Raw genomic sequence first — 20,447 nt, 5'->3', positions numbered from 1 at the left:
CTAACGTTTTCTTTGACAGATTTTGTCCACGCTGTAAGGCTGGCCATGTTTTCGAGAAACTGACAACGCTGCTCCGTTCAAGAAAGAGCTCATCAAATTCACACCGAGTAGCCAGATTGATTGAAGCATCTAAACGGACACAGCCTGGCGCTCGGGCCATCGCAAGGCGGCGATGAGAAGCACGGCTGCGATGATTGACGCCGTCCACCCTGGTAATAGCGCGATCACTGCCACACCGATCCAGAATAACGCGGAGGCAAACCGCAAGACGGGGACCTTTTGGTTCGCGGACAAGGCAGCCACAGCAATGACAAACACAACCCCGGAAAACGCCGCGTGTGCAATGGCCTCTGGGCCGCCTTGCAACAGCAAGCCAGGATAGGCGATGAACAGCATGGGCAGAGCGTAACCTACGCCGCCAAGTCGCAGCGTATCCCGAGCCACCTGCGTCCACGGAGCTTGCGCAATGGTAGACGAGACAAAAACCGCCACACATACCGGTGGTGTAATGACCGAAAGCGCCGCGTAATAAAAAACGAAAAGGTGCACCATCACTGGATCCAGGCCCTGTTGGATGAGGACAGGTGCAAAGACGGCGGCAACCAACACATAGGCAGCGGAGGTGGGAAGTCCCATCCCGGCAATCAGGCAGACCACCGCCATGATGCCCGCAATTGCCCAGATGTTACCCCCCGCAATGCCAATGATCTGGGACGTGACGGCAATGCCGACACCGGTCAGGTTTACCATCGCCACGAAGACTTGTGCCGCCACCAGCAGGATGCCGACGATGACAACTCCTTTGCCCCCATCGCGAAACGCGCGTAGAAGTGTCGCCGCGATTTCAGACCATGTGCCCCCGCCGGCCATTGTGCCGATGGTGTATGCAACAATTATGCCGATCATGCCAAAACAGGCGGTCAACTGGATCGAGTTTCCGTTCCAGATGCCCCACGCAAGCCCTGCGATGCCAGCAAGGATCGGGGCAAGTCGTTGCCAGTTCAGTGCGGCTTTCCAATCAGGCAGGTCGTCGGCATCCACTTGGCCCAGGTGGGTGCGCTTGGCGATCAGGTGGATCGTCGTAAAGACACCCAGATAGAACAGGAACGCGGGCATGAAAGCGACCGCGGCAATGGTCCAGTAGTTCACACCGACAAGTTCGGCCATGACAAATGCGGCTGTGCCCATGATGGGCGGGGCCAATTGGCCTCCGGTGGACGCAACGGCCTCGACGCCACCTGCAAAGGGTGCCGGGTAGCGCAAGCGTTTCATCAATGGGATGGTAAAGTTACCGGTGGTTGCAATGTTGGCGACGGATGAGCCCGAGATCGACCCGAACAATCCGCTCGCGATGGTCGCAATCTTTGCAGCACCGCCTGGGCTTGCTCCGCCGGCTCGCGCGGATAGGTCGAAAAACGTCTGCCCTGCGCCAGTGTGCAGCAGCAATGCGCCAAATAGGATAAACGCGGCAAGTGTTGTGGAGGCAATGGAGACCAACATGCCCCACAAGCCCCGGTCGGACAAGAAGATCACTTCTGTGATGTAGAAAATGTCAAAACCCCGGTGACCAAATGCGCCGGGAATGACGTCACCAAAGAAGGCGTACGCCACCATGCCCCCGACAATAATCGGAAACACAAGCGATGCCGTACGCCGAGCCAGTTCAAGGATGACGATCAATGTGCCAAAGCCCAACCACGCGTCCAAGGGTTCGGCAAACGGCAGATCGACCATAATGCGTTCGAAATTCGCAACAACGTAGATCGCTGATACAATCACCCAGCCCACCATGGCGAGGTCGACCACAATGCCTAACCAGCGCCAAGGTTTGCCATGTCCAGTGGGGTACAGCAGTATTGCCATGATGACAATCAGACCAACAAACGAGGCCCGTTGAATGAGGGTCTCGAAGGCACCAAAGAACGACGTGTAGAAGACGAAAAGGCCGATACCAACCGCGATGGCCTCAGCAGCGCGCATGCGCAGCGAGTTGTCGCTTTTGTCGTCAATGCCTGCGTCTGGATCGATGTCCTGCGTTGCCATTTGGCCCCCCACTAGATGGCATGACCCGCGCGTAAGAAATGCGCGGGTTAAAATATTGCCGCTCAGCTAAGGTTTATGGCCGCAGACGGTCCGGAACGTCGTACCCGTTTTCTTCAAACCAACGGATCGCACCAGGATGCAAGGGCGACGTAGCATAGTTCAGCGTCAGTTCGGCAAGGTTCGCGCCCTCAATAGCCGGAAACGCCGTGACCTGCTCGACATCGTCTTCCATAACCGCTTTGACCAGGTCATAAGCAACCTCATCTGGCATATCTGGACGCGCGGAGACACCAATCATAAAGCCCCAGGTCTGGTACGGACCCGTGTTTTCCATGTCACCGCCGGGCATGTCGACAATGGACAGCTCGGGGAGTTGCTCACGGATCATCGCGATCTTGTCTTCCGGAACCGGCAGCACCTGTACCGGTGTGAATGTCGCAATATCCGTGGTCAGCGCATCAAAGCGTGTTCCAACAGCGGATTTTATAAAGCCAATTGCGCGATTGTCCTTGATCGCAGCTGCCAGTTCGCCGTTTGATCCACGCACCCATTCCGGTTCTACCCCGAACAGCGAAAGCACCTCTTGGCTAGTGGCTTCAGTCGAGCTACCACGCTGACCCGGGCCAAATCGGGTACCTGCAAGTTCTTCGAGGCTATTTACGCCCGCATCCCGACGCACAATTACATTCTGCGGGGCCAGACTGTAGGCCCACAGCAAAGGTGAATCGATCTGTTCACCATCAAATGTCTTGATGCCATTGTTCGCATGGAACAAGGCGGACGTGGTGATAAGCCCCACATCCAACTGACCCCGCGCCATCCGCTTCAGGTTGTCGACGGTTGCACCAGTCTCAACCACGCTTGCCTGATACTTGTCCGGATAGCTTTCGTTGATGATCTTTGCGAGCGAGGCAAAATATGCGTAATGGGACGATTGGGCATTAGTTGCACCAAGTGCCAGGCGCTCTTGCGCGATTGCTGGTGTGGCAAGCACCATCGCGGCGACAGCAGCCATCTTCGTAAACGTATTCATAGCTTCCTCCCAATTCATGTTTATGGCTTTAGTCTAGAACCCCAATGCACACGAATGCAAATGCATTCGCAAACCATGGAGAGAACCCTTTGGAACCACTCACAGATGAGCGGTCCAAATAACCTAAACTGCAGACTCGACGATGTGCTGAACTCATACAAATCGATCTGAGAACGATCTGCCGCTATGCGCGCACAGTTCGTGTAAACACTCACGGCCCCTACCAGCCGTTCACCGCGAGATACTTTGCCGCAGTGCAGCTTCCCCAAAGCGGACCTTGATCGGTTGCGCAGCATATCTAAGGCCGAAATGGCTGCGACGCGGACAAATCGGGCTATTGTAAATACAGCTGTTGCTAACGCGTGACCACGCGCGACGGCGGCACTGGAAGCTTTTGACCAAGCAGATTTCCCCAAAGCCATTTTGGTCCAAAACAATCCACTATTTCACGGCACCTGTGCTGTGCAAGCCGATCTGTGTGTTGAGTACGTCCGGCTGAATGATCGCCGAAAGCCACCAACGTTCATCAATCGCAAATGGATTTCACAGACGCCTTCACCGCCTCGGCTGAAAAAATGTTGTCCATCCACCCATCCCTGAAGATCACGGGTTCGGCCTCTTCGATGGCCTTCATGCAGCCGTCCGACAGTTTGCCACCGGGCTGGACACCAAAGGCCACGGCCAAGAGGATCGTCAGGTGGCCAAGTAAAAAGTCTTCTGCCGCCTGATAGGGGATGCCCCGGCGGGCTGCCTCATCTGTGGCGTCTTTCAAGACTTTGGCAAAAGTTGCCCCGACCGATTCCGACAACGCTGGTTCCAGAAGAGCCATCTGCTCGACCGTGACGCGGTGAGATCGCATGACAGGACCATAAAAGACGCGGGCGATTTCCTCGCATTTGGCATAGTGATCTTCGGGGCCTTGCGCCAATGCGCATACGATGTGTTGCTTGGCCGCGATGCCACCAAAGTAGTCTGTCTTGGCAGCCGCGTCGGTTTCGTCATTGAACAGCGGAGGGTGGCACGGGTGGGCCACGAAATACGTGATGTCGTCGCGTTCTGGCAATGTCTCGGCGTGGGGGGCAGCGGCATCCAGCATAATCACGGCGGTGCCCGGTTTTAGGTCATCCACAAAGCCCGAAAGCACCTTGCCGATGGCCCGATCCGGCACGGCGAGGATTACGGTGTCGGCAGCGCTTAGGGCTTGCCCTTGGTCTACACAGGTCAATCCTGTTTCCGCTTTAAGCCGGGCCTGACCTTCGGGTTTCACTTCGACCGGAAGCAGATCGTATGGCGCCGTCTTGAGGTTCGTGGCCAGACGCACGCCCATTTTGCCACCTGCGCCGAAGAGAGCGATGCTTGTCATGTTGTCGTTCCTTTTGCGTGAATAAAGAAGTCCGGAGCGCCCATCTGGCCCCCTTTTAACGTGACCTCCAGGCCGTCGATCTGTGGCGCACGCGCGCTGTGGATACGACACAGAGGTGCGCCCGGTGCGAGAGGTGCGACTGCCGACAACGCGTCGGCCTGCAATGCGGTCAGCGCGTGGCCTGACGTATCCCCGCCGCCGATTGCTGCGCGTGGCAACCCTGTTGCAAGCCGGATGTCTGCAACCAGATTGCCCAAGGCTTGCCCCAAATACTCGTTGGCTTGAGCATTGCTTATCCCGGCGCGATTTATTGCCTCGGACATACGCGCGAGGGACGGATCGTTTGGCCCACGTGCAGAGGTCACCAGAACATCTCGGCCTTCGGACAGGAGCTGCAATGATGTCTGTCGCACGCGATCCGTCTCGGCCTGTAGCGCGTTCGGGTCGACCGCTTGCGCGGCGTCAAAGTCGAGGATTTCGAACCCTTTGGCCTGCGCATGGTCAATCTGCGCGGCAGTTGTCGGCGCACAAGAACCGGAGACGGCAAAAAGTTGATCAACCGTACTGAGCCGTGGCGTTGCATGTTCCTGCGCCAGCTGACCTGACGCGCGCCAATGGGCAACCAGCGCGTATTCCACCCCTTGGGATCCGATGGCAAACGATGTGTTGCCTTCGGCGATCATGCGTCCGGCTTCCTGCAAGGTCGCGTCGTCCATCGCGTCCATCGCAATGATCTGAGCACCTTTAGAGAGGGCCGACTTTAACGCCGCATCCGCCTGTCCGGTCTTCATGGCACGGAAATCGACACAACCTGTGCGCAATTCGGTCTGGTGGGACAAATGCCGTCCCAGATCTGCTTCATCCATGGGGGTCACGGGATGGCGCGACATAACGGGATGACGGTCAAGTCGGTGAACGGCATCCCCCGCCGCCGCGAACAGGTTCCCAAAGACCTGATACCGCCCAATCGCAGGCGCGCCGACGACAAGCGGTATCCAATCAGGGTCAAAGACCTGTTTCCCGATTTCCGCCGCCACACCGATAGAGCCAATGTCCGGTGCGCTGTCGAAGGTCGAGCAGACTTTGTAGTGCATCAACGGCGCGCCAAGCTGTTTCAAACCTTCAAAAACGGTTGGAAGATGCGCGCGCATCCAGGCAGGGTCTTTTGAGCGCGCGACCCCGGCCACCCCGACAGCTTGCAACCCGGGAAAGCGGGCCAGAACGTCGGCGTCCGGAGCTTCCAGAAACAGCATCGTGGGGATACCAGCGAAACTCAGCACCTCCATCACCGCGGACGAGCCGGTGAAGTCGTCGCCATAGAAGGTAAGCAGCGGGGCGGTCACGATCAAAAGGCTTTCAGCGCTGCGGCGAGGGCTGGATGATCCTTGGCGTAGGCCTGCAGATCAACGCCGGACAGGGCCGCCTCATACGCCTCTCGCATCGCAGTTACTCCAGCCGCGACGCCATCCGGGTGCGCGACGACGCCGCCACCTGCCGTCACGAGCAAATCATCTGATCCGGCTGCTGCCAATGTGGCAGGGGCTTGATGCACGGTTTGGCCCGAAGAAAAAACTGGCACGGCCCGCATCGGGTTGGCCTTGAACATCGGATCGGACAGGGACCGAGCCGAAGCGATGACGCTGTCATTGTCTTCGCTGAACTTGTTGTCGATCCCGTTGACGTGCATGTGGTCCGCCCCGGCCAATCGCCAAAGCTTGGACCATGCCGGATAGGCCCAACCAAGCATGGGGGACCGCGTCAGCGCGCCCCAGCCACACCGATGCGCATGGATTGGCAGTTGCGTGTGACGTCCAAGCGCGATCATGCCTGACATACCGACTGCATTGACGCTCGCCATGATACAGGTGCCACCCTCTGCCAGAACCAGATCGTGGCGACGACGCATCTCGTCAATTTCGCCGGTCAGGTTAAAAGCCACCATGGTCTTTTTGCCTGTGCGGTCCGCCGCCGCGTTGACCGCAGCCATCACGGTACGCACCCGATCATCGAACGGGCACGCGGGACCATCGGCCTGCAATTCGTCATCCTTGATAAAGTCGATGCCGCCTTGGCAGAGTTCGGAAGCTAACGCGCCGGTGTCTTCGGCGTTAAGTCCAACGCTGGGTTTGATGATCGTCCCGATCAACGGTCGGCCTTCGACACCGGCAAGTCTGCGTGTCCCTTCGATTCCGAACTTCGGCCCGGGATAGGCGGCAGCAAAGGGCGATGGCAGACGCACATCCAGCAGACGCAGGCCAGAGAATGGCTTTAGTTCGAAAAGGTTGCCCGCGATCGTCGCGATCAGGTTCGGCAAGGATGGTCCGAGGTTGTCTTGCGGCCATGACAGGGTGACATGCGCGCGTTGGTAGTTTTGGCCATCAGTAGGTTGGCAAGCACCGGGCAAGGATGGTGCTTCAAACGTACCCATCGACGTCAACCGCTCAACTCGTGCTGCAGCGCGTTCCTTCAGTTCGGGTGTCTCCCCTGGAACCGGACGGAATGTGCCAGAAGACTGCTCGCCCGCCATGATTTCTGCGGCCTGTTCAGGGACGTAGGCTGTTTCAATCAGGTAGTCGGCTTCAATGCGGATCGGATCGGTCATGAGCACCTACCGGGACAAGTGCAGTCATTACGGCGCATGATGGACCTCCCCATGTCCCGCAGATGTCGCTCACCACAGTAAGTCTGTTTGGTGATCAATGCAGGCTCAACTCTAACTGGTATGATCAGTATAACACTGTGGCGGACAGTCAAGCCTTGTCTCATCCGCTCGGATGAGAAATCAGATCTCAGAATTCGTGTAGAGCGGATCAGATCGGTCCAGATGCTCACGCATCAAAGCTGCCGCAGCATCCGCATCGCGGGCCTCTAAGTGATCGACCAACTTCATATGCTCCAACAGGGTCGTGTCTTCGCGACCAGACCAGTGAAGCAAAGGCTTGTAGTACTCAAATAGCCACGTCAGCATCGGGCGCGTCACCGCTTGCAACACAGGATTTCGCGAGGCATTGGCGATTGCCGTGTGAAACGCGATGTCGGTTTCGATGAACCCTTTGGGATTGTTCAGTTGGCCCTTTTGTTTATCGACCAGCTTGCGTAGTTGACGCACGTCCTCGTCGTTGCGCTGTTCCGCTGCAATGCGCACGGTGCCCGCTTCAAGGATTTTCCTAACTTGTTTGAGATGCTCCAAGTTGGAAGGCTCAGCCGACAAAAGCAATTTCGCCACATCATCCACCTGGTCCAGCGCAATATTGGCGCTCAGCTCATTCACGCGGCTCCGTTCGCCATGCGAAATCGTGATGACACCTTTATTCGCCAGCGCCTGCAAAGCTTCACGGACAGCGGGACGACCGACGGCGAATTTTTCCATTAGCTTCCGCTCAGACGGAATTATATCGCCCGGCTTGAGTTCTCCGGACACGATCATCTCCCAAAGCCGATCAAACACTTGATCCGAAAGCTTTTGGCGCGTGATGGGCTCGACATCAAATTCTGTTTGTTTTGAACGGTAGCGTGCCATTGCTTCGCTGACTTCCTCTGAGTTACCTCTGAGCGAGCCTATATCCGCTTAACTGGTATAACAAGCTGACCTGAGGGTCGTATGAGGCTTTGGTGCTTCCGCACCAAAACCACGTAGGCAATTCTTCCGGTCGATGAATGCCATCTGCCCTTATGCGATTGTAACTTCGGGAAATCACCAGCCGTTGTGGCTGCTTTGAGCTCTGAAGGGGACGGCCCTTATCAGACGCTGAGAGTGCGCTTCAATGCTGCATTGCAGCTTCCCGGAAGCAGACGTTAACCTTATCTCGTGCGAGACGGTCATTTTGGGGCGGACGCATCCTTCGTCGTCTGATCCCAAGTTGGTACGATTGCGCGTGCATAGTCATTACGGAACCTCCCCAAAAAAAGGCAATTCGACGCGTGAACGAGGCCCACGATTGCGGTTCTTTGCTGCAAGAATGGCCCTACACAATGCAGTACAGGGCATCCGCCTTTTTCGATGTTGCTTGAAGTCACTGCAAAAACTGCCAAATGCAATCGCTCTCCGATGCAATTTAGGGTCCATAAAGTGCTTGTCTTTCGTGACGAAAAGGGAGCGTGGGTGCTCAGACCTTGTTTTCCCGGTCAAAGAATACTGGTGAAGTTAAAACAAAGCCTTTGAAGATCACCGAAAAATGCGGTCTTTTCAACTCAAGCGAGTATGACACACATCTTTGTCGGTTGTGCCCGATTTTGGTTCGTGAGGATATCTATGAGAATTACATGGGCTATCGCGATTGTTCTCTGCCATCTCATGCCCCTGCCCACGTCCGCGCAGGCCACAGAGGATTATGAGCAGATCGTTTCGGGTGCCGAGATCAGCGCCGGGCCCGTTCAAATTCTCACGAAAGACGTGCAGCACTATCTGTCGCTTCCGCCCGAAGTATTTGACCGGACGCTGATTTGGTCTGCCGAGGTGGCGCGGTATCCCGCGGACGCGATTTCGCTGGCCGGAACCGAGATCGCGACGCGCGCGGTTAAGCTTGAAAGACAGGGAAACCGCGTGCTTGTGCGGTCGCTCTCCTCCGGGTCGATCCGCACAAGTGGTACGGAGCGGTTTCCCACCGATGATCTGAAGATGACGCCAATCGATATTGCATTCGCAAACGCGCAGATTGGTCCGGTCTTGCTCTCCTTCGATGTTTTGGCAGAAAATTCGGACGGACGGATCCTTCTGGATGCGACGGCGCCATTCACCTCGGACATTGCCGATTACTCGGTGAAAGGCCAATTGAGTAGCACAGGGATCACGCCGATTGCGGTAGACCCTTCGCGATCCTACATCGCCCAAGCCTCGGCCCATCCGACGAACATCTTTCTCGTCTCGCATCTCACTTTCATGGCGCAGGACCAGACGGGGCAAGATCGCGCGCTGTCGGTCGAGGTGGCCCATACCATCACGCTTTTGCCCGAAGACCCGATGGAGCGGCGGCGGTTTGATCCGCGCGTGGGGTACTTCGCGACAGAAGTGCTTGACTTTGAAGGTGATGACGGATCGCCCGCCGGTGTGCTGCAACTCGCTTTGCGCCACCGTCTTACACACGCCGATCCGAATGCCCCGCGCCCGTCTGATCCGGCGGAGCCGCTGGTTTATTACCTGTCGCCGGAAATCCCCGAAAGATGGCGGCCTTATATCCGCGCCGCTATTGAAGACTGGCAACCGGCGTTTGAGGCAGCAGGTTTTTCCAACGCCATCGTGGCACGGGACGCCCCGACGCCAGCTGAAGACCCCGACTGGTCCATCAACGACGCCAGCCACAATGTCATCCGCTGGATCACGCAGCCGATTGCCAACGCCCTTGGGCCGAATGTCCACGATCCTCGCACGGGTGAGATCATTTCAGCGCATATTCTGGTCTGGCCTGACGTGCTGAACGTCTTTTCAGACTATTACTACCTGCTGATGTCGGACCTTGATCCGCACGCGCAGTCGCTCCCACTTCCCGAAGAGGTGCAGGGCCGCATCCTGCGATATGCAGTCAGCCACGAAGTGGGTCATACGCTTGGGCTGCGCCATAATCACCATGCCTCCACGGCGTGGAGCACGGACCAGCTGCGCGATGCGGCCTTTGTTGCGGAACAGGGATCAACATCTTCGATCATGGCGTATGGCCGCTTTAACTATGTCGCGCGGCCTGAAGATGGCATCGATCAGTTCTTTCCGTTAATCAGTGCTTATGACACGCACGCAATCGAATGGGGGTACACGCCAAACCTCGACGCCGACGCGCTGGACGCCATTGCATCCGAATCGACCGATCAACACGAACTGGTTTGGGGTGCCGGGGAGCTGCCGTCAGAGGTTTATGGACATTTTGATCCGGGCATTCTGACCGAGAACATCGGTGCAGATCGCATTGAGGCTACCCGCGCGGGCATTGCAGCCCTTCAAAGCTCTCTGGCCCGCTTGCCAGATGCTATTGCCCCATCGCCGACAAAAGGCGACACGATGGGCCGGGTCTTTGACCAGGCCAAGGAACGCTACCTCGGCTCCATCGACAGCGTGACCCAGATGGTCGGCGGTCTGACATCGACCGCATCGGACGGTTTGCCGACCGGATACGTGAGCGTAGAAGATCAGAAAGCCGCTCTGACCTACCTGATGTCAGACGGTATTTCCGGGCTCGATATGTTTGCCGACCCGCAGTTGCTGGCAGAGTTCCGACCTGTTGGCGGGCTGGAAGGGGCCGACGCGATGGCGCGCAGGATCGTGGCAAGCCTTCTGGACCCATCAATAATCCGCCTGGTCTACACACAAAACCAACTTCAACCTGATCGCGATTTCGGCGTGGCCGAGATGTTGGCAACGATCACCGATGCCTTTTTGCAGGACGCCACGGCGATTGAGGACATGCCTTCCCCAAAACGCGCGGCACTGGCGGAGTATGTTGGTTTGCTTCAGGCCCTACCCTTGTATGAAGGTGATCCGTCCGCCGAGATTTTGGCGCTCCTAGGTTTCCCGCAAGGTCTTGTCGATCTGAGCACTGCGAGTTTGACCGACACCGGTATCGACGCGGCGGCGGCCGCTGAGTTGGAAAAACTGGTCGAGGCACTGGCCCCGCAAGAAGACGGGCTGGCAACGCGGCTTTTCAAGGATGTCGAACGGCTGCTCGGCATCGAACCGGATGATGCCGAAGAAACCGAAACACCTTCCGGAGAAAATGATCCATGAAACCCATCGCACTTATGTCGGTTTGCATTGTACTCACGGCGTGCAGCGCACCTCAGTCTAGCGAAGAAACTCTGCGTCAGCACGGGTATTCAGAAACCTATGTTGCGGGTTACCACGACGGATGCCCAAGCGGAAAACGCGCAGGCGGAGATGTATTCTCACAACGCGTTCAGAACACTTCTGCCTATGCAGCTGGAGGCGATTACCGGACCGGTTGGGATTACGGCTTCATTCAATGCCGCAATACCGAAGCGCGAAACGAGGCAATTGCCAGCGCAATTGGTGCGGCCATCGCGTCTGGCGCGGGAAGCAACCACGGCGCGGATGGCATTGACGCACGCAAGATCATGTCCGGCATCGATACGTCCGGTCTCGAAAACCTTGGCCAATAGGAGCGAATGATGACACTCTTGACCCGCACATTTCCGATTGCTGGTATTGTCGCTTTGTCGATGACAACGGCTGTTCTGGCGTTTGACCGGCAAACGACGGATGCCCTCAAAGCATGCCACGACTACCTCTGGGACGTGCCGGAATTCGCGGAGCTGCCAAATGCCGCGCTATCGGTCTGGCCCGCCTCATCAAATGGTGGCCTGACAAAGATCTACTGGGTCGTTGACTGGACTGATCCAGACATTCGTGCCGCTGGCCAATGCGAATACAGCGGAGACGAAGTGATCGGTTATGAGAGGTTCTGACCAGGGTGGGTCTGACTAGCATCGACCCTGACCCAGAGAAGATGTGATGAAGTGGATATTGGGAATCGCGCTTTGTGTCGTTGCCGGGATCACGGTCGCGGTCTTTTGGATACAACGCGAGATCATAGACGTGGCAACCGATCCGCCGCGCACCCTCCCGCCTCGTGCAACACAGGTTCAGGTGACTGCAACGGCTGAAGACGTCCGTCGCGCCCTCCTGGCTGCGGGTCTAAACGAAAAACCAGTATTGGGTGACACCGGAGTCGCCGCGCATCTGGCGCGTCTAGAACGCGCGCAGGTCAGTCCCGCGTCACTCTTGGAGTATGCCGAGGACCTGACCACGCTATCGAACGTGTCCGCTGCCTACGGCAGAGCCATCCCAAGCGCTTTCTGGGATGTAGAAACACCTGCTCTTGCCAAAGATGGTTGGACGCCACTCGCGATTGTTGCGCATCTGGCTGATGAACGTGGTCGTCCGTATCTCAACGTGCTGTCACAGGCCTATGCACGGTTCTACGCATACCGCGCAGGTGGCAATCCTGACGACACAGCCCTTGATGCGGCATTCGACATTCTGGATGTGTCGCACGCCTATATCCTGTCTTTGCCCGAAGACCGCCGACTAGAGCACGGGCCCAAACTGCGCTCCATCGAAGCCGCAACGTTGATGTCTTGGCAAACCCTTGTCGCTGGCACGACGCGGCGCATCCCCGGGCTTGGCCGACCGGTATTCGACCACGGATATGTCGGGCGCTTCAGCGTGAAAACGATTTACCAGTATGACGCGGCAAAACCGATGTCGGTTGGCGAAGTCTGGGGCGTCAGCGGTTTCCACGAACGGTTCGTCGGCCCGCCCCAAAACAACAACCAGGTCGAGCATCTGACCGTCAGCGCCCTGCTGCAAGCCGTCGCAGGCACACCTGTTGCCTTGTTGGATGCCTTGGAACTCGAGAAAGCGGCTGTAGGTCAATCAAGCCAAGAAGAGGCACGCGCCGACATCGCCCTGAACAATGCGATCAAAGAACACCTTTTGCCGACGCTGTTCGACGATTTCATTACGGCTTCTTACAATCTGAAGGCAAGTTTACAGGATTGACCTGATGGTCAGAATATCCCCCAATGTGTACTTGAGCTGAGCGTAAATGACTTACGGCCCTTACCGGCCATTGACCTTGTGTCGCGTCGCCGCGATGCAGCTTCCCCGAAGCGGACATTGATCGATCGCGCAGCATTTTGGCGGAGCCAAGGTCTGCTCAGCCGGACATTTCCAACTTTGAGTTTCGCATCTTTGCTGACGCAGCATCCGCTTGCGCCTGCGGCATGTTTGGTGTTGCGGCGCGGCGCATGTCACCGTTGCAGCCGTTCGCAATCGTCGACTTCTGCAAAACTGACACCACACTGAAGGCTGTGCCAATAGAGGCGCTGGAAGCACAGGCCGTGGAGTTTTTATAGGCCTACGCGTTCAAGCCTCGGGTCAAAGCTTGCAGGTTTAACCGCAGATCCAGAGGCTAGCTGCAGGTCTGATGTAATGCGTCAAACTCTCTGCGCAATTGCTGAATGCGGTCGCGGACGCTTGCGTTATAAGGTTTCGCTTTCATAAGCCCTATGTCGTATTCCATATGATAGCCGGACAGCGGCAGGCCAGTCACGCCAAGCACTGCGTCTGCCACGTCGATCACATCTTGATTTGAACCGCATCTGACGGAACCGCGGCTACATTTGCAATCCTGTGTTTCGTCGTGCAGCCCTATGGGGCGATTCAGATGCAGGACGGTGCCCCAGTCGCCGTTGCGTACGGTTGTCGTTGCCGAGCTTGAGCTGACAATCGTGGCGGCGATTGGCCGGGCTGTGTCCACTGTCCAACCAACCGAGCTAAAGCTGTCCAGGATCAATATTGCAGGGCTGTCAGAAGGGGGCAGCGTGATGTCGATACGCGCATCCGGACGCGAAGAAGCGTAGACGCCGAAATAGAAGACCTCGGCGTTTGTTACGCCCAGACGGTCAAGTTGCTCCTTCATCGCGCTACGGGGAAGAGGCCCAATGATGTCGCCGATGGCAAAGGCAAATTGGGCCACGTGGAAGTCGTTGACGTATTCAATTTCAACAATGCTGTCCCCTGCCGGAAACTCAAATTCAAACGGGTTCTCGGGTCGTGGTCCGCCTGAAACAACGCTGGCCCTGATATGCCTATTGTCAAACATCGGGTTTTCCAGGGATGTCTTGATGTCCTGGCCGGTGATGGGTCTGGGTGCGAACTCGTACACGGTTTTGCCGTTGATGCGCACGGTGGCGATGGCGTGGGCGACATCAAGTGCAAGTTTCTGGCGCGTCGGTTCTGCAAACGTCCGCTTTCCAACCCAATATGCTGCGAGCCGTTTGGACGGAATCCCGCTCGGGCCGGATCTGCTGTAATTCAGCGAAATCTGGGGAACGGTCTGTTGATGTGCGACCGTTTCAGGGGTCTGGCGATCAAACACGGCTTGCAGGTATCCTTGATCGGGTATCCTTGCGGGATCGAGAACAGCAGATGTAAAGGACGGCGCCGGTACGAAAATCTCTGGATCGAACGGCGCGGGTTCAAGCGCGTCGAGGTCAGGAATGACGATGTTTGTGCTTGCGTTCTCATTTGTCGCGTCCAAAAGGTAGCGCACCACTCGGGTGCGGATCTCGGCGATCTTGTCGAAATCCTCTTCGGCCACAGCCAGCCAGCCCTTGCGCTCGAATGGCAGCCATGTCGCGAATTTGCACAGCTTTTCCTCTGTGAAGCAGTTGCCATAGGCCAACGGCCTGTTCTGTTCGTCAATCAGTTGGTACTTGGCACGAATGGGTCCGTCTCCCGGTATGCAGCCTAGGCGAGACTGGCGTTTAAAGAACTCCTCGAACGTTTCTCCGCGAGTGAGCCTTTCATACTCTATTTCGAGCTCCAGACGCGTGGTGTCCCGCATGCTGTAGAGGTTTTCAACAACCTCTTCTCCACGTTTGCAGTTGCGATGTGTTTGCCCACCGCGCCAAGCGGCCCGCGGCGTCGGGTCACCTACAAGGTGTATGCGAACAGTTTTTTCGCCGCTGAGCGAAAGACCAAGATCGCGCTCGGTCAGATCAAACACCAGTTCCCCATTCGAGAACTTTGTGGGCTGGCGGCCTCCGAAAGATGGCAGATTATCAAACCGGACGTTTGAGGGACGAACCAACCTGTCATCCGGCAAGATCAGGGCCCAATCCGCGGGCATTTGGCGATCGATGAGGTAGTACTCGGACTGGCCATCGCCGAGCGATTTCGGTTGGGTGTCCGTATGTGGGCTGTAGAACCCAACGTAGCTGAGACCGGCAAGGCAGGCGACCATTGCGGGCGGTGCCACCTTGTGACGTCGCCAAAGCAGTTGCAGGGACGTCAGATAGTCTTCTTTGTCGAACGCCGAGACGTCACCGAACTTGTTTGCATGCCCCTGACCTTTTTTCAAAAGTATAAGCAGCGTGATCCCCAGAAGCGCCCAGAGCGCGATGGACGACACGAGCCCGCTCAGGGCCAACGGCAGAAGCCACCAGCCCGAGCGGTCCAGATCGTGCATGCGCCTGACTGCGAGTGCGGTGACTGGCAGCGCGAGCGCCAGAAAGGCGACGATGCCACCGACGATCAACAACATGCGGAACCAGAGAATTCCGTCCGGGCGTGACGCAGCGCTGGAGGTGAAAGCTTCGCAAACGGCCAGAACGACCACAGCGATCATCAGGTGAACCGCGATCTGGCTGGTAAAATGCCAAAACTCCCCCGCAGATGCGCGTCCCTTGAACGCGAAGGCGTGCTGTTTCAGATAGGTCTGGAATTCTTTGCCCATGTGGCCCCCTTAACACGTTCAGTGCAAAGCCATTTTTTGGGTGCTAATTGTGTCAACGCAATGACTGTAACTTAGCGATCATTTGATTTTACAAGATCTGAAATTGGTCCCGGGGTGTATGCTGACCTTCCGGATCAAAAAGGCCGCGGTGGGATGGCGCGGCTTTTTGCTGTGCTCAGTGCCGGGTTTCCCTCGGCTGCAAACGGGTCAGGGACTACTCCGACCATAGGCATTAGGAAGTCTCCTGTTGCGTCATTCGAAGCCGTCGCGTGGAACGCGTCTGTCTGAGCCACTGTAGCAGTGATGATGGCCTCAGACCCGTCATAAAGCTGAATCGCTGCACGCGCATTATCCACGTCCGAAATGCCTTTGATCACAGCAAGTTCACGCCAATATCGGACTTGTTCAGCAAGTAGCCCATGCTTCACCCGCGTTTTGCGCACTGCCTGACGAGATCTCTCTACGCCCGGCACCAATGGTCGAATTCTACGCCGCATTCCAGATCACAAGATGAGCGTAAGCGGCAAATCCCTGCTGCATGCGCTCGCAGCGAAAAACGGTAATTCACAGGATGGGCTCGGAATGATCCAACGACGCACGAATGACGGACAACTGCTATGGTATGGCGAACCGCAGGACCGTTCGCCAAGATGACTCAGATGTCGATCCGTTCAGCAATTGTCGGAGCGTCTTCGACTTCAACACCAAGATAGCGTACAGTACTGTCGACCTTGGTGTGACCGAGCAACAATTGCCCCGCGCGGAGGTTACTTGTGTTTCGGTAAATCTCAGCTGCCTTCGTACGGCGAAGCGAATGGGTGCCGTAGCCGCTCGATTTTAGGCCAACCTAAGTCACCCAGTCGCGGAACAAGCCGTCCATACTGTCGGGTTGATACGTGCGGACGGTCATGAAACCGACTTGGGAACATGAACCTGTAGGCAAACACCTCTGGCGACTTGATCCAATCCAACACGGTTTGTCGCGTGTTTTCCGTCAGTTCGAATTGAACTGGTCGCTTGGTCTTGCTCTGGATCACCGAAACACGCTCTCGGAAACGATCATTCTGCACAAGATCCGTCACGGCAAGTTTGACCAGATCGCAGCCGCGCAGTTTGCTATGAATTGCGACGTTGAAGAAAGCCAGGTCGCGTAGGTCACCCGCAAGCTCTAATCGTGCGCGGATTGCCCAGACCTGTTTAGGCAGCAACGGACGTTTTTGACCGATGATCCTCCCCTTGTTTCATGCTTTTCGTTTCGGTGTGACTGCGGGAGGTTGCACTCTTGGCATGATTTGCCCTCCAATCCTCCCTCCATCCCAAGACATCAGCACCGCGCTTACGGAATAAGTGTACGGTCGGAACGGATGACCGCTGTCGGAGGATCTCAAGCTGTTCCATCGCTGGGATTGCAAAAGGCCGCTTTGAGTCGTCCTTGCCTGATGCTGCATCGAAAATGAGTATCGGCTTCAGAGGCCTTTACGAAAACCGGCGAAGATGAACCGAACCTAAGACATGCTCACTTTTTGAATCCGTGCTGGTACGTTAGGTCTGTTCAAGTTTTGAAGTGCTACCGAAACTGCCCCTGCTTGGGGGAAGCTTCCCGACTATATGATAACACAGACTGGCTGGCCGTGCCCCGCAATTACATAAGCGCGGCTGGGACGTTGTTCCCGATTGCACTGTGCGGGACTTCATTGTTGTAGCCTCTGAAGGCTTCAATGCTGGCGTTGTCAGTCGGGAGTGTCCTGAACTTTGTGTATCCGGTCCGGCCCATGCGGTTTCAGATGCTCAAGCGTCGAAGCGCTCGCCGAACATTATGGCGAACTGGTTGCGCGAAACCAATGTCGGCTTCGAGCCCTAGTTCTTGATGTGACGTTGCAATATGGTGCGCAGTTCTTCAGTTCGATCCCAGTGGACAGCGTTCCAACCCTCCGATTGCGCAGCACTGACGTTTGGCATTGTGTCATCAACCAAAAGCAACTCATGCGGTCGGCGGCCGACTGCGTTCTCCGCGAAACGAAAAAACTCAGGCTGAGGCTTCTTGCTTCTTGCTTGCGCCGAGTACACGATCCCGTCCACGTCTTCAGACAGTCGCATCACCTCCATCAGATAGGCCGCGCGCATGTGCTCTTGGTTCGTTGCCAAATAGACAGAAATCCCACCTCGCCTTGCAGCACGAATGTCGGAGAGAACTGGTTCGACAACTCTGGAGTCCATTTTAAACCAGTAAGCTACCAAATCATTAGCTTCGACCGTGGGCGCGATGCGCCTTAGGACCCCCGCAAGCGTCGGCAATAGTGCCTTTTTGCCAACGACGATGTCATTCCACTCAGCTTCGAAGAACTCTTCGACGAGAACATCAGTCGGTATTTTCATGTGCTTCTGCAGATCATGGTCCCAACGCAATCCATCCTTTGGACGGCCATCCACTAGTACGCCATCAACGTCGAGCATCAGACAATTGACCGTCACTAAAGTTCTCCTCTCTGAAATGTTGAGCAAGCTGTTATCGACATTCGAAGTAGTATCGTGAAGCCCTCGCATCAAAAGCGTTCGCGACTTTCGAGCGACACCAAACCTTGACAGGTCCGAAGTGAGCCCAAACCTCCCGAGAGACTGTTCTGCGGCAAATGTCAGCTTCCACACTTTTTGACCCTGTTGAATCTCACACACATCAGTAGGGTGGACGCTGAAGCCTTGGAGACCAAACTTGGAACACCTCAAACCGTTCAAAGAGCGTGAAGTCTTGCGCATAGAGTCTGTGAACACGCAGGGCTGGCAATTGAAGCGATATGCGATCCTTGCAGACGGCAGAGCTTTTGACGCGGAAGTGGCGGCAGCGGCAACAGACGAGACACTGAAACGCCTCCCGAAAGCTGGTTCCTTGACCGATACGGCGGGAAACCATGGAATTGGATTTCAGATTATACACTTTGCCGAAACCGCAGTGGTCTCCCCCGTCTTCTATTGGCAGTGGGGCAGCGTGTTAGCACAGCCGTTTCAGATAAAGGCGCATTGGGACGAACCCACAGTTTTCAAAGATGGTGTGGATGAGATTGTGGGCTGCATCTGGGAAATGAATATCGTTCGAGATGAGGTCACAGCATGGACAGAAACTATGCTCGGACGGTCGCAAAACCGTCTGGCCCAAGTGTCAGATTACTTGAATTTCGGCTTATAATCCGCATGACGCAGGTGACGGTCAGAGAGGCTTTGGCAGAAGACGCTGCTGCAATGAGCCAAATCTTGCGAGACATTCTATCAGTTTGGAAAAGTGAGAGACCCAGCAGCGTTGCGCACGTGTCGACACATTACGTCAATCACCCAGATCGTTTGCGTTGCTCAGTTGCAGTCGATGACGATGGTGAAATCCTCGGTTTCCAGTCATTGAAACGGGCGACAGAAGTCAACGCATATGGTCTTCCTGAAGGATGGGGCATCATCGGAACTTATGTAAACGCCAAAGCGGCAGGTCGTGGCGTAGGCAAGGCATTATTTGCCTCTTCGCTGGATGCTGCGCGGGAAGCGAACGTGACTGAAATAGACGCCACGATTGGAGCGGCCAATGAATCCGGTCTCGCTTTCTACGATGCGATTGGCTTTCATACTTATCAAAGCAAACCCGGTGCGGTCTGTAAGAAGTACACCCTGGCCTGAGCTTAGAAGAAGACTTTAGGCCGACATTGGTGCACTCGCAGCGAATTCACACTTCGTCCCGCGACCTGTGAGTTCCCCTCAAAATAGTCGCAGCACTGCCAACGAATGGCAGTATCTTCGCCGCCACGCAGCGCCACCATCGGAGCAAATGCGGCGTTTTTTTGTGCTGCACACGCGCGCAGCATAAGACCACAATGACCGGGTTTGGGCTCGAAGCCGACCTCAGAGGCAGCGCAGCAATCCTGTGATATGATGTCTTGTCAACGTCGGGTTGTCGTTGTGGAGGGCATGGCGGATCGGAGGATCAGTCATGGAAACACCAAACCTACCAGCCATTCGCGCGCTAAGACCCGCATGGAACAAGGGACGTATCGTTGGCCAGAAACGACCACTGAAACCAAAACACGTCTGGGCGATCCGCGTCAGACTTGAACTTGCGGAGAACCATCGAGACCTCGCGTTGTTCAACATGGCGATCGACAGCAAACTGCGTGGATGTGACCTAGTGAGGATGAAAGTTGTCGATGTCATGGCGTCTGGTCAGATCAAAGAACGGGCATCGGTGCTTCAAAGCAAAACACAGAAGCCCGTTCGATTTGAGATATCAGAAGGTACGCGCGCTTCGGTCGAAAAGTGGATGGAAGACGAGCTCATGGTCGGGTCCGAGTATCTTTGGCCAGGCCGGTTTCACGAACGCCTTCACATTTCCACCCGCCAATATGCCCGCATTGTCCGGGACTGGGTCACATCAATTGGCCTAGAAGCCAGCGCATATGGCACGCATTCGATGAGGCGGACGAAGGTGACGCAGATTTACAAGAAGACGGGCAATCTTCGTGCCGTTCAGCTTCTCCTTGGACACACCAAGATGGACAGCACAGTCCGGTACTTGGGCGTCGAACTTGAGGATGCCTTGGCGATTGCGGAAGCTATTGAAATCTAGACTGAAGGGCCGTTCGAGAGGACGGCCCATAGCGGTAACTCGCCATATATCCCAATTGCTGCGCTTGCAGCCCGCATTGCGGCCATTCGCGCGATCGCAAATGTATGGATGCGCAAGTGTCTCAGCACTACAAACGCAGGTGACGTCGGTCACGAGACGCCA

Annotated in this window: 15 protein-coding genes and 1 pseudogene; 7 read left to right on the top strand and 9 right to left on the bottom strand. The window is 56.2% G+C overall.

Translation table 11 applies throughout. The annotated features are described in order from the left end of the window. Positions 1–129 precede the first annotated feature (129 nt). The 6 genes from BUA42_RS02540 to nanR all read right to left on the bottom strand — a co-directional run bounded on the left by BUA42_RS02540 (position 130) and on the right by nanR (position 7,959). Positions 130–2,043, bottom strand: coding sequence for a TRAP transporter permease (locus BUA42_RS02540; RefSeq protein ID WP_072776109.1), 1,914 nt, complete (start codon positions 2,041–2,043; stop codon positions 130–132). Positions 2,044–2,116: 73 nt separating this feature from the next. Next, on the bottom strand, positions 2,117–3,094 hold the full coding sequence (locus tag BUA42_RS02535; protein ID WP_245818942.1) for a TAXI family TRAP transporter solute-binding subunit: 978 nt from the start codon (positions 3,092–3,094) through the stop codon (positions 2,117–2,119). Positions 3,095–3,602: 508 nt separating this feature from the next. Continuing rightward, positions 3,603–4,439 (bottom strand): phosphogluconate dehydrogenase C-terminal domain-containing protein, encoded by an 837-nt coding sequence (locus tag BUA42_RS02530; RefSeq protein WP_072776107.1) that lies wholly within the window; start codon positions 4,437–4,439, stop codon positions 3,603–3,605. Next, positions 4,436–5,782: a four-carbon acid sugar kinase family protein gene (locus BUA42_RS02525; protein ID WP_245818941.1), complete on the bottom strand. Its 1,347-nt coding sequence runs from the start codon at positions 5,780–5,782 to the stop codon at positions 4,436–4,438. Before BUA42_RS02525 ends, BUA42_RS02530 begins: the two co-directional genes overlap by 4 nt. Positions 5,783–5,784: 2 nt before the next feature. Next, positions 5,785–7,041, bottom strand: coding sequence for a ribulose-bisphosphate carboxylase large subunit family protein (locus BUA42_RS02520; RefSeq protein ID WP_072776105.1), 1,257 nt, complete (start codon positions 7,039–7,041; stop codon positions 5,785–5,787). A 180-nt stretch (positions 7,042–7,221) separates the two neighbouring features. After that, positions 7,222–7,959: a transcriptional regulator NanR gene (gene nanR, locus BUA42_RS02515; protein ID WP_072776104.1), complete on the bottom strand. Its 738-nt coding sequence runs from the start codon at positions 7,957–7,959 to the stop codon at positions 7,222–7,224. Positions 7,960–8,691: 732 nt separating this feature from the next. On the opposite strand from nanR, the gene BUA42_RS02510 reads away from it, so the two are divergent. From BUA42_RS02510 to BUA42_RS02495, 4 genes are read left to right on the top strand one after another with little or no spacing between them, the layout of a single operon-like run. Then, a complete protein-coding gene (locus BUA42_RS02510) occupies positions 8,692–11,151 on the top strand; it encodes a zinc-dependent metalloprotease (protein ID WP_178346835.1) in 2,460 nt (819 codons plus the stop codon). Next, entirely contained in the window at positions 11,148–11,543 is a 396-nt protein-coding gene (locus tag BUA42_RS02505; RefSeq protein ID WP_072776102.1) for a hypothetical protein, read from the top strand. The genes BUA42_RS02510 and BUA42_RS02505 overlap by 4 nt, the downstream gene beginning before the upstream one ends. 9 nt (positions 11,544–11,552) lie before the next feature. After that, positions 11,553–11,849, top strand: coding sequence for a hypothetical protein (locus tag BUA42_RS02500; protein WP_143152595.1), 297 nt, complete (start codon positions 11,553–11,555; stop codon positions 11,847–11,849). A gap of 46 nt (positions 11,850–11,895) precedes the next feature. After that, the gene (locus BUA42_RS02495; protein ID WP_072776100.1) at positions 11,896–12,945 is read left to right on the top strand and encodes a hypothetical protein; all 1,050 of its coding nucleotides are present in this window, start codon (positions 11,896–11,898) and stop codon (positions 12,943–12,945) included. Positions 12,946–13,357: 412 nt separating this feature from the next. Here BUA42_RS02495 and BUA42_RS02490 read toward each other — a convergent pair whose 3' ends face one another. From BUA42_RS02490 to BUA42_RS02475, 3 genes and pseudogenes are all read right to left on the bottom strand, one after another. After that, a complete protein-coding gene (locus tag BUA42_RS02490) occupies positions 13,358–15,685 on the bottom strand; it encodes a DUF805 domain-containing protein (RefSeq protein WP_072776099.1) in 2,328 nt (775 codons plus the stop codon). Positions 15,686–16,340: 655 nt separating this feature from the next. Continuing rightward, a pseudogene (locus BUA42_RS21390) lies at positions 16,341–16,914 on the bottom strand (tyrosine-type recombinase/integrase). Between the two features lie 628 nt (positions 16,915–17,542). Further along, positions 17,543–18,139 carry an HAD-IA family hydrolase gene (locus BUA42_RS02475; protein ID WP_072776706.1) on the bottom strand — a complete coding sequence of 199 codons (597 nt, stop codon included), beginning with the start codon at positions 18,137–18,139 and terminating at the stop codon, positions 17,543–17,545. A 256-nt stretch (positions 18,140–18,395) separates the two neighbouring features. Between BUA42_RS02475 and BUA42_RS02470 the strand changes: the two genes are divergently transcribed. From BUA42_RS02470 to BUA42_RS02460, 3 genes are all read left to right on the top strand, one after another. Next, complete coding sequence (locus BUA42_RS02470; RefSeq protein ID WP_143152594.1) at positions 18,396–18,866, top strand: hypothetical protein; 471 nt, start codon at positions 18,396–18,398, stop codon at positions 18,864–18,866. A 5-nt stretch (positions 18,867–18,871) separates the two neighbouring features. Continuing rightward, positions 18,872–19,342, top strand: a complete 471-nt coding sequence (locus BUA42_RS02465; RefSeq protein ID WP_218588599.1) for a GNAT family N-acetyltransferase — start codon at positions 18,872–18,874, stop codon at positions 19,340–19,342. Positions 19,343–19,652: 310 nt separating this feature from the next. Then, positions 19,653–20,285 carry a tyrosine-type recombinase/integrase gene (locus tag BUA42_RS02460; protein WP_072776096.1) on the top strand — a complete coding sequence of 211 codons (633 nt, stop codon included), beginning with the start codon at positions 19,653–19,655 and terminating at the stop codon, positions 20,283–20,285. Positions 20,286–20,447 lie beyond the last annotated feature (162 nt).

This window comes from Marivita hallyeonensis (genome assembly GCF_900129875.1).
Taxonomy (GTDB): Bacteria; Pseudomonadota; Alphaproteobacteria; order Rhodobacterales; family Rhodobacteraceae; genus Marivita; species Marivita hallyeonensis.
The sequence above is the reverse complement of the archived record's forward strand: the minus strand, read 5'-3'. Positions and strand labels throughout refer to the sequence as shown.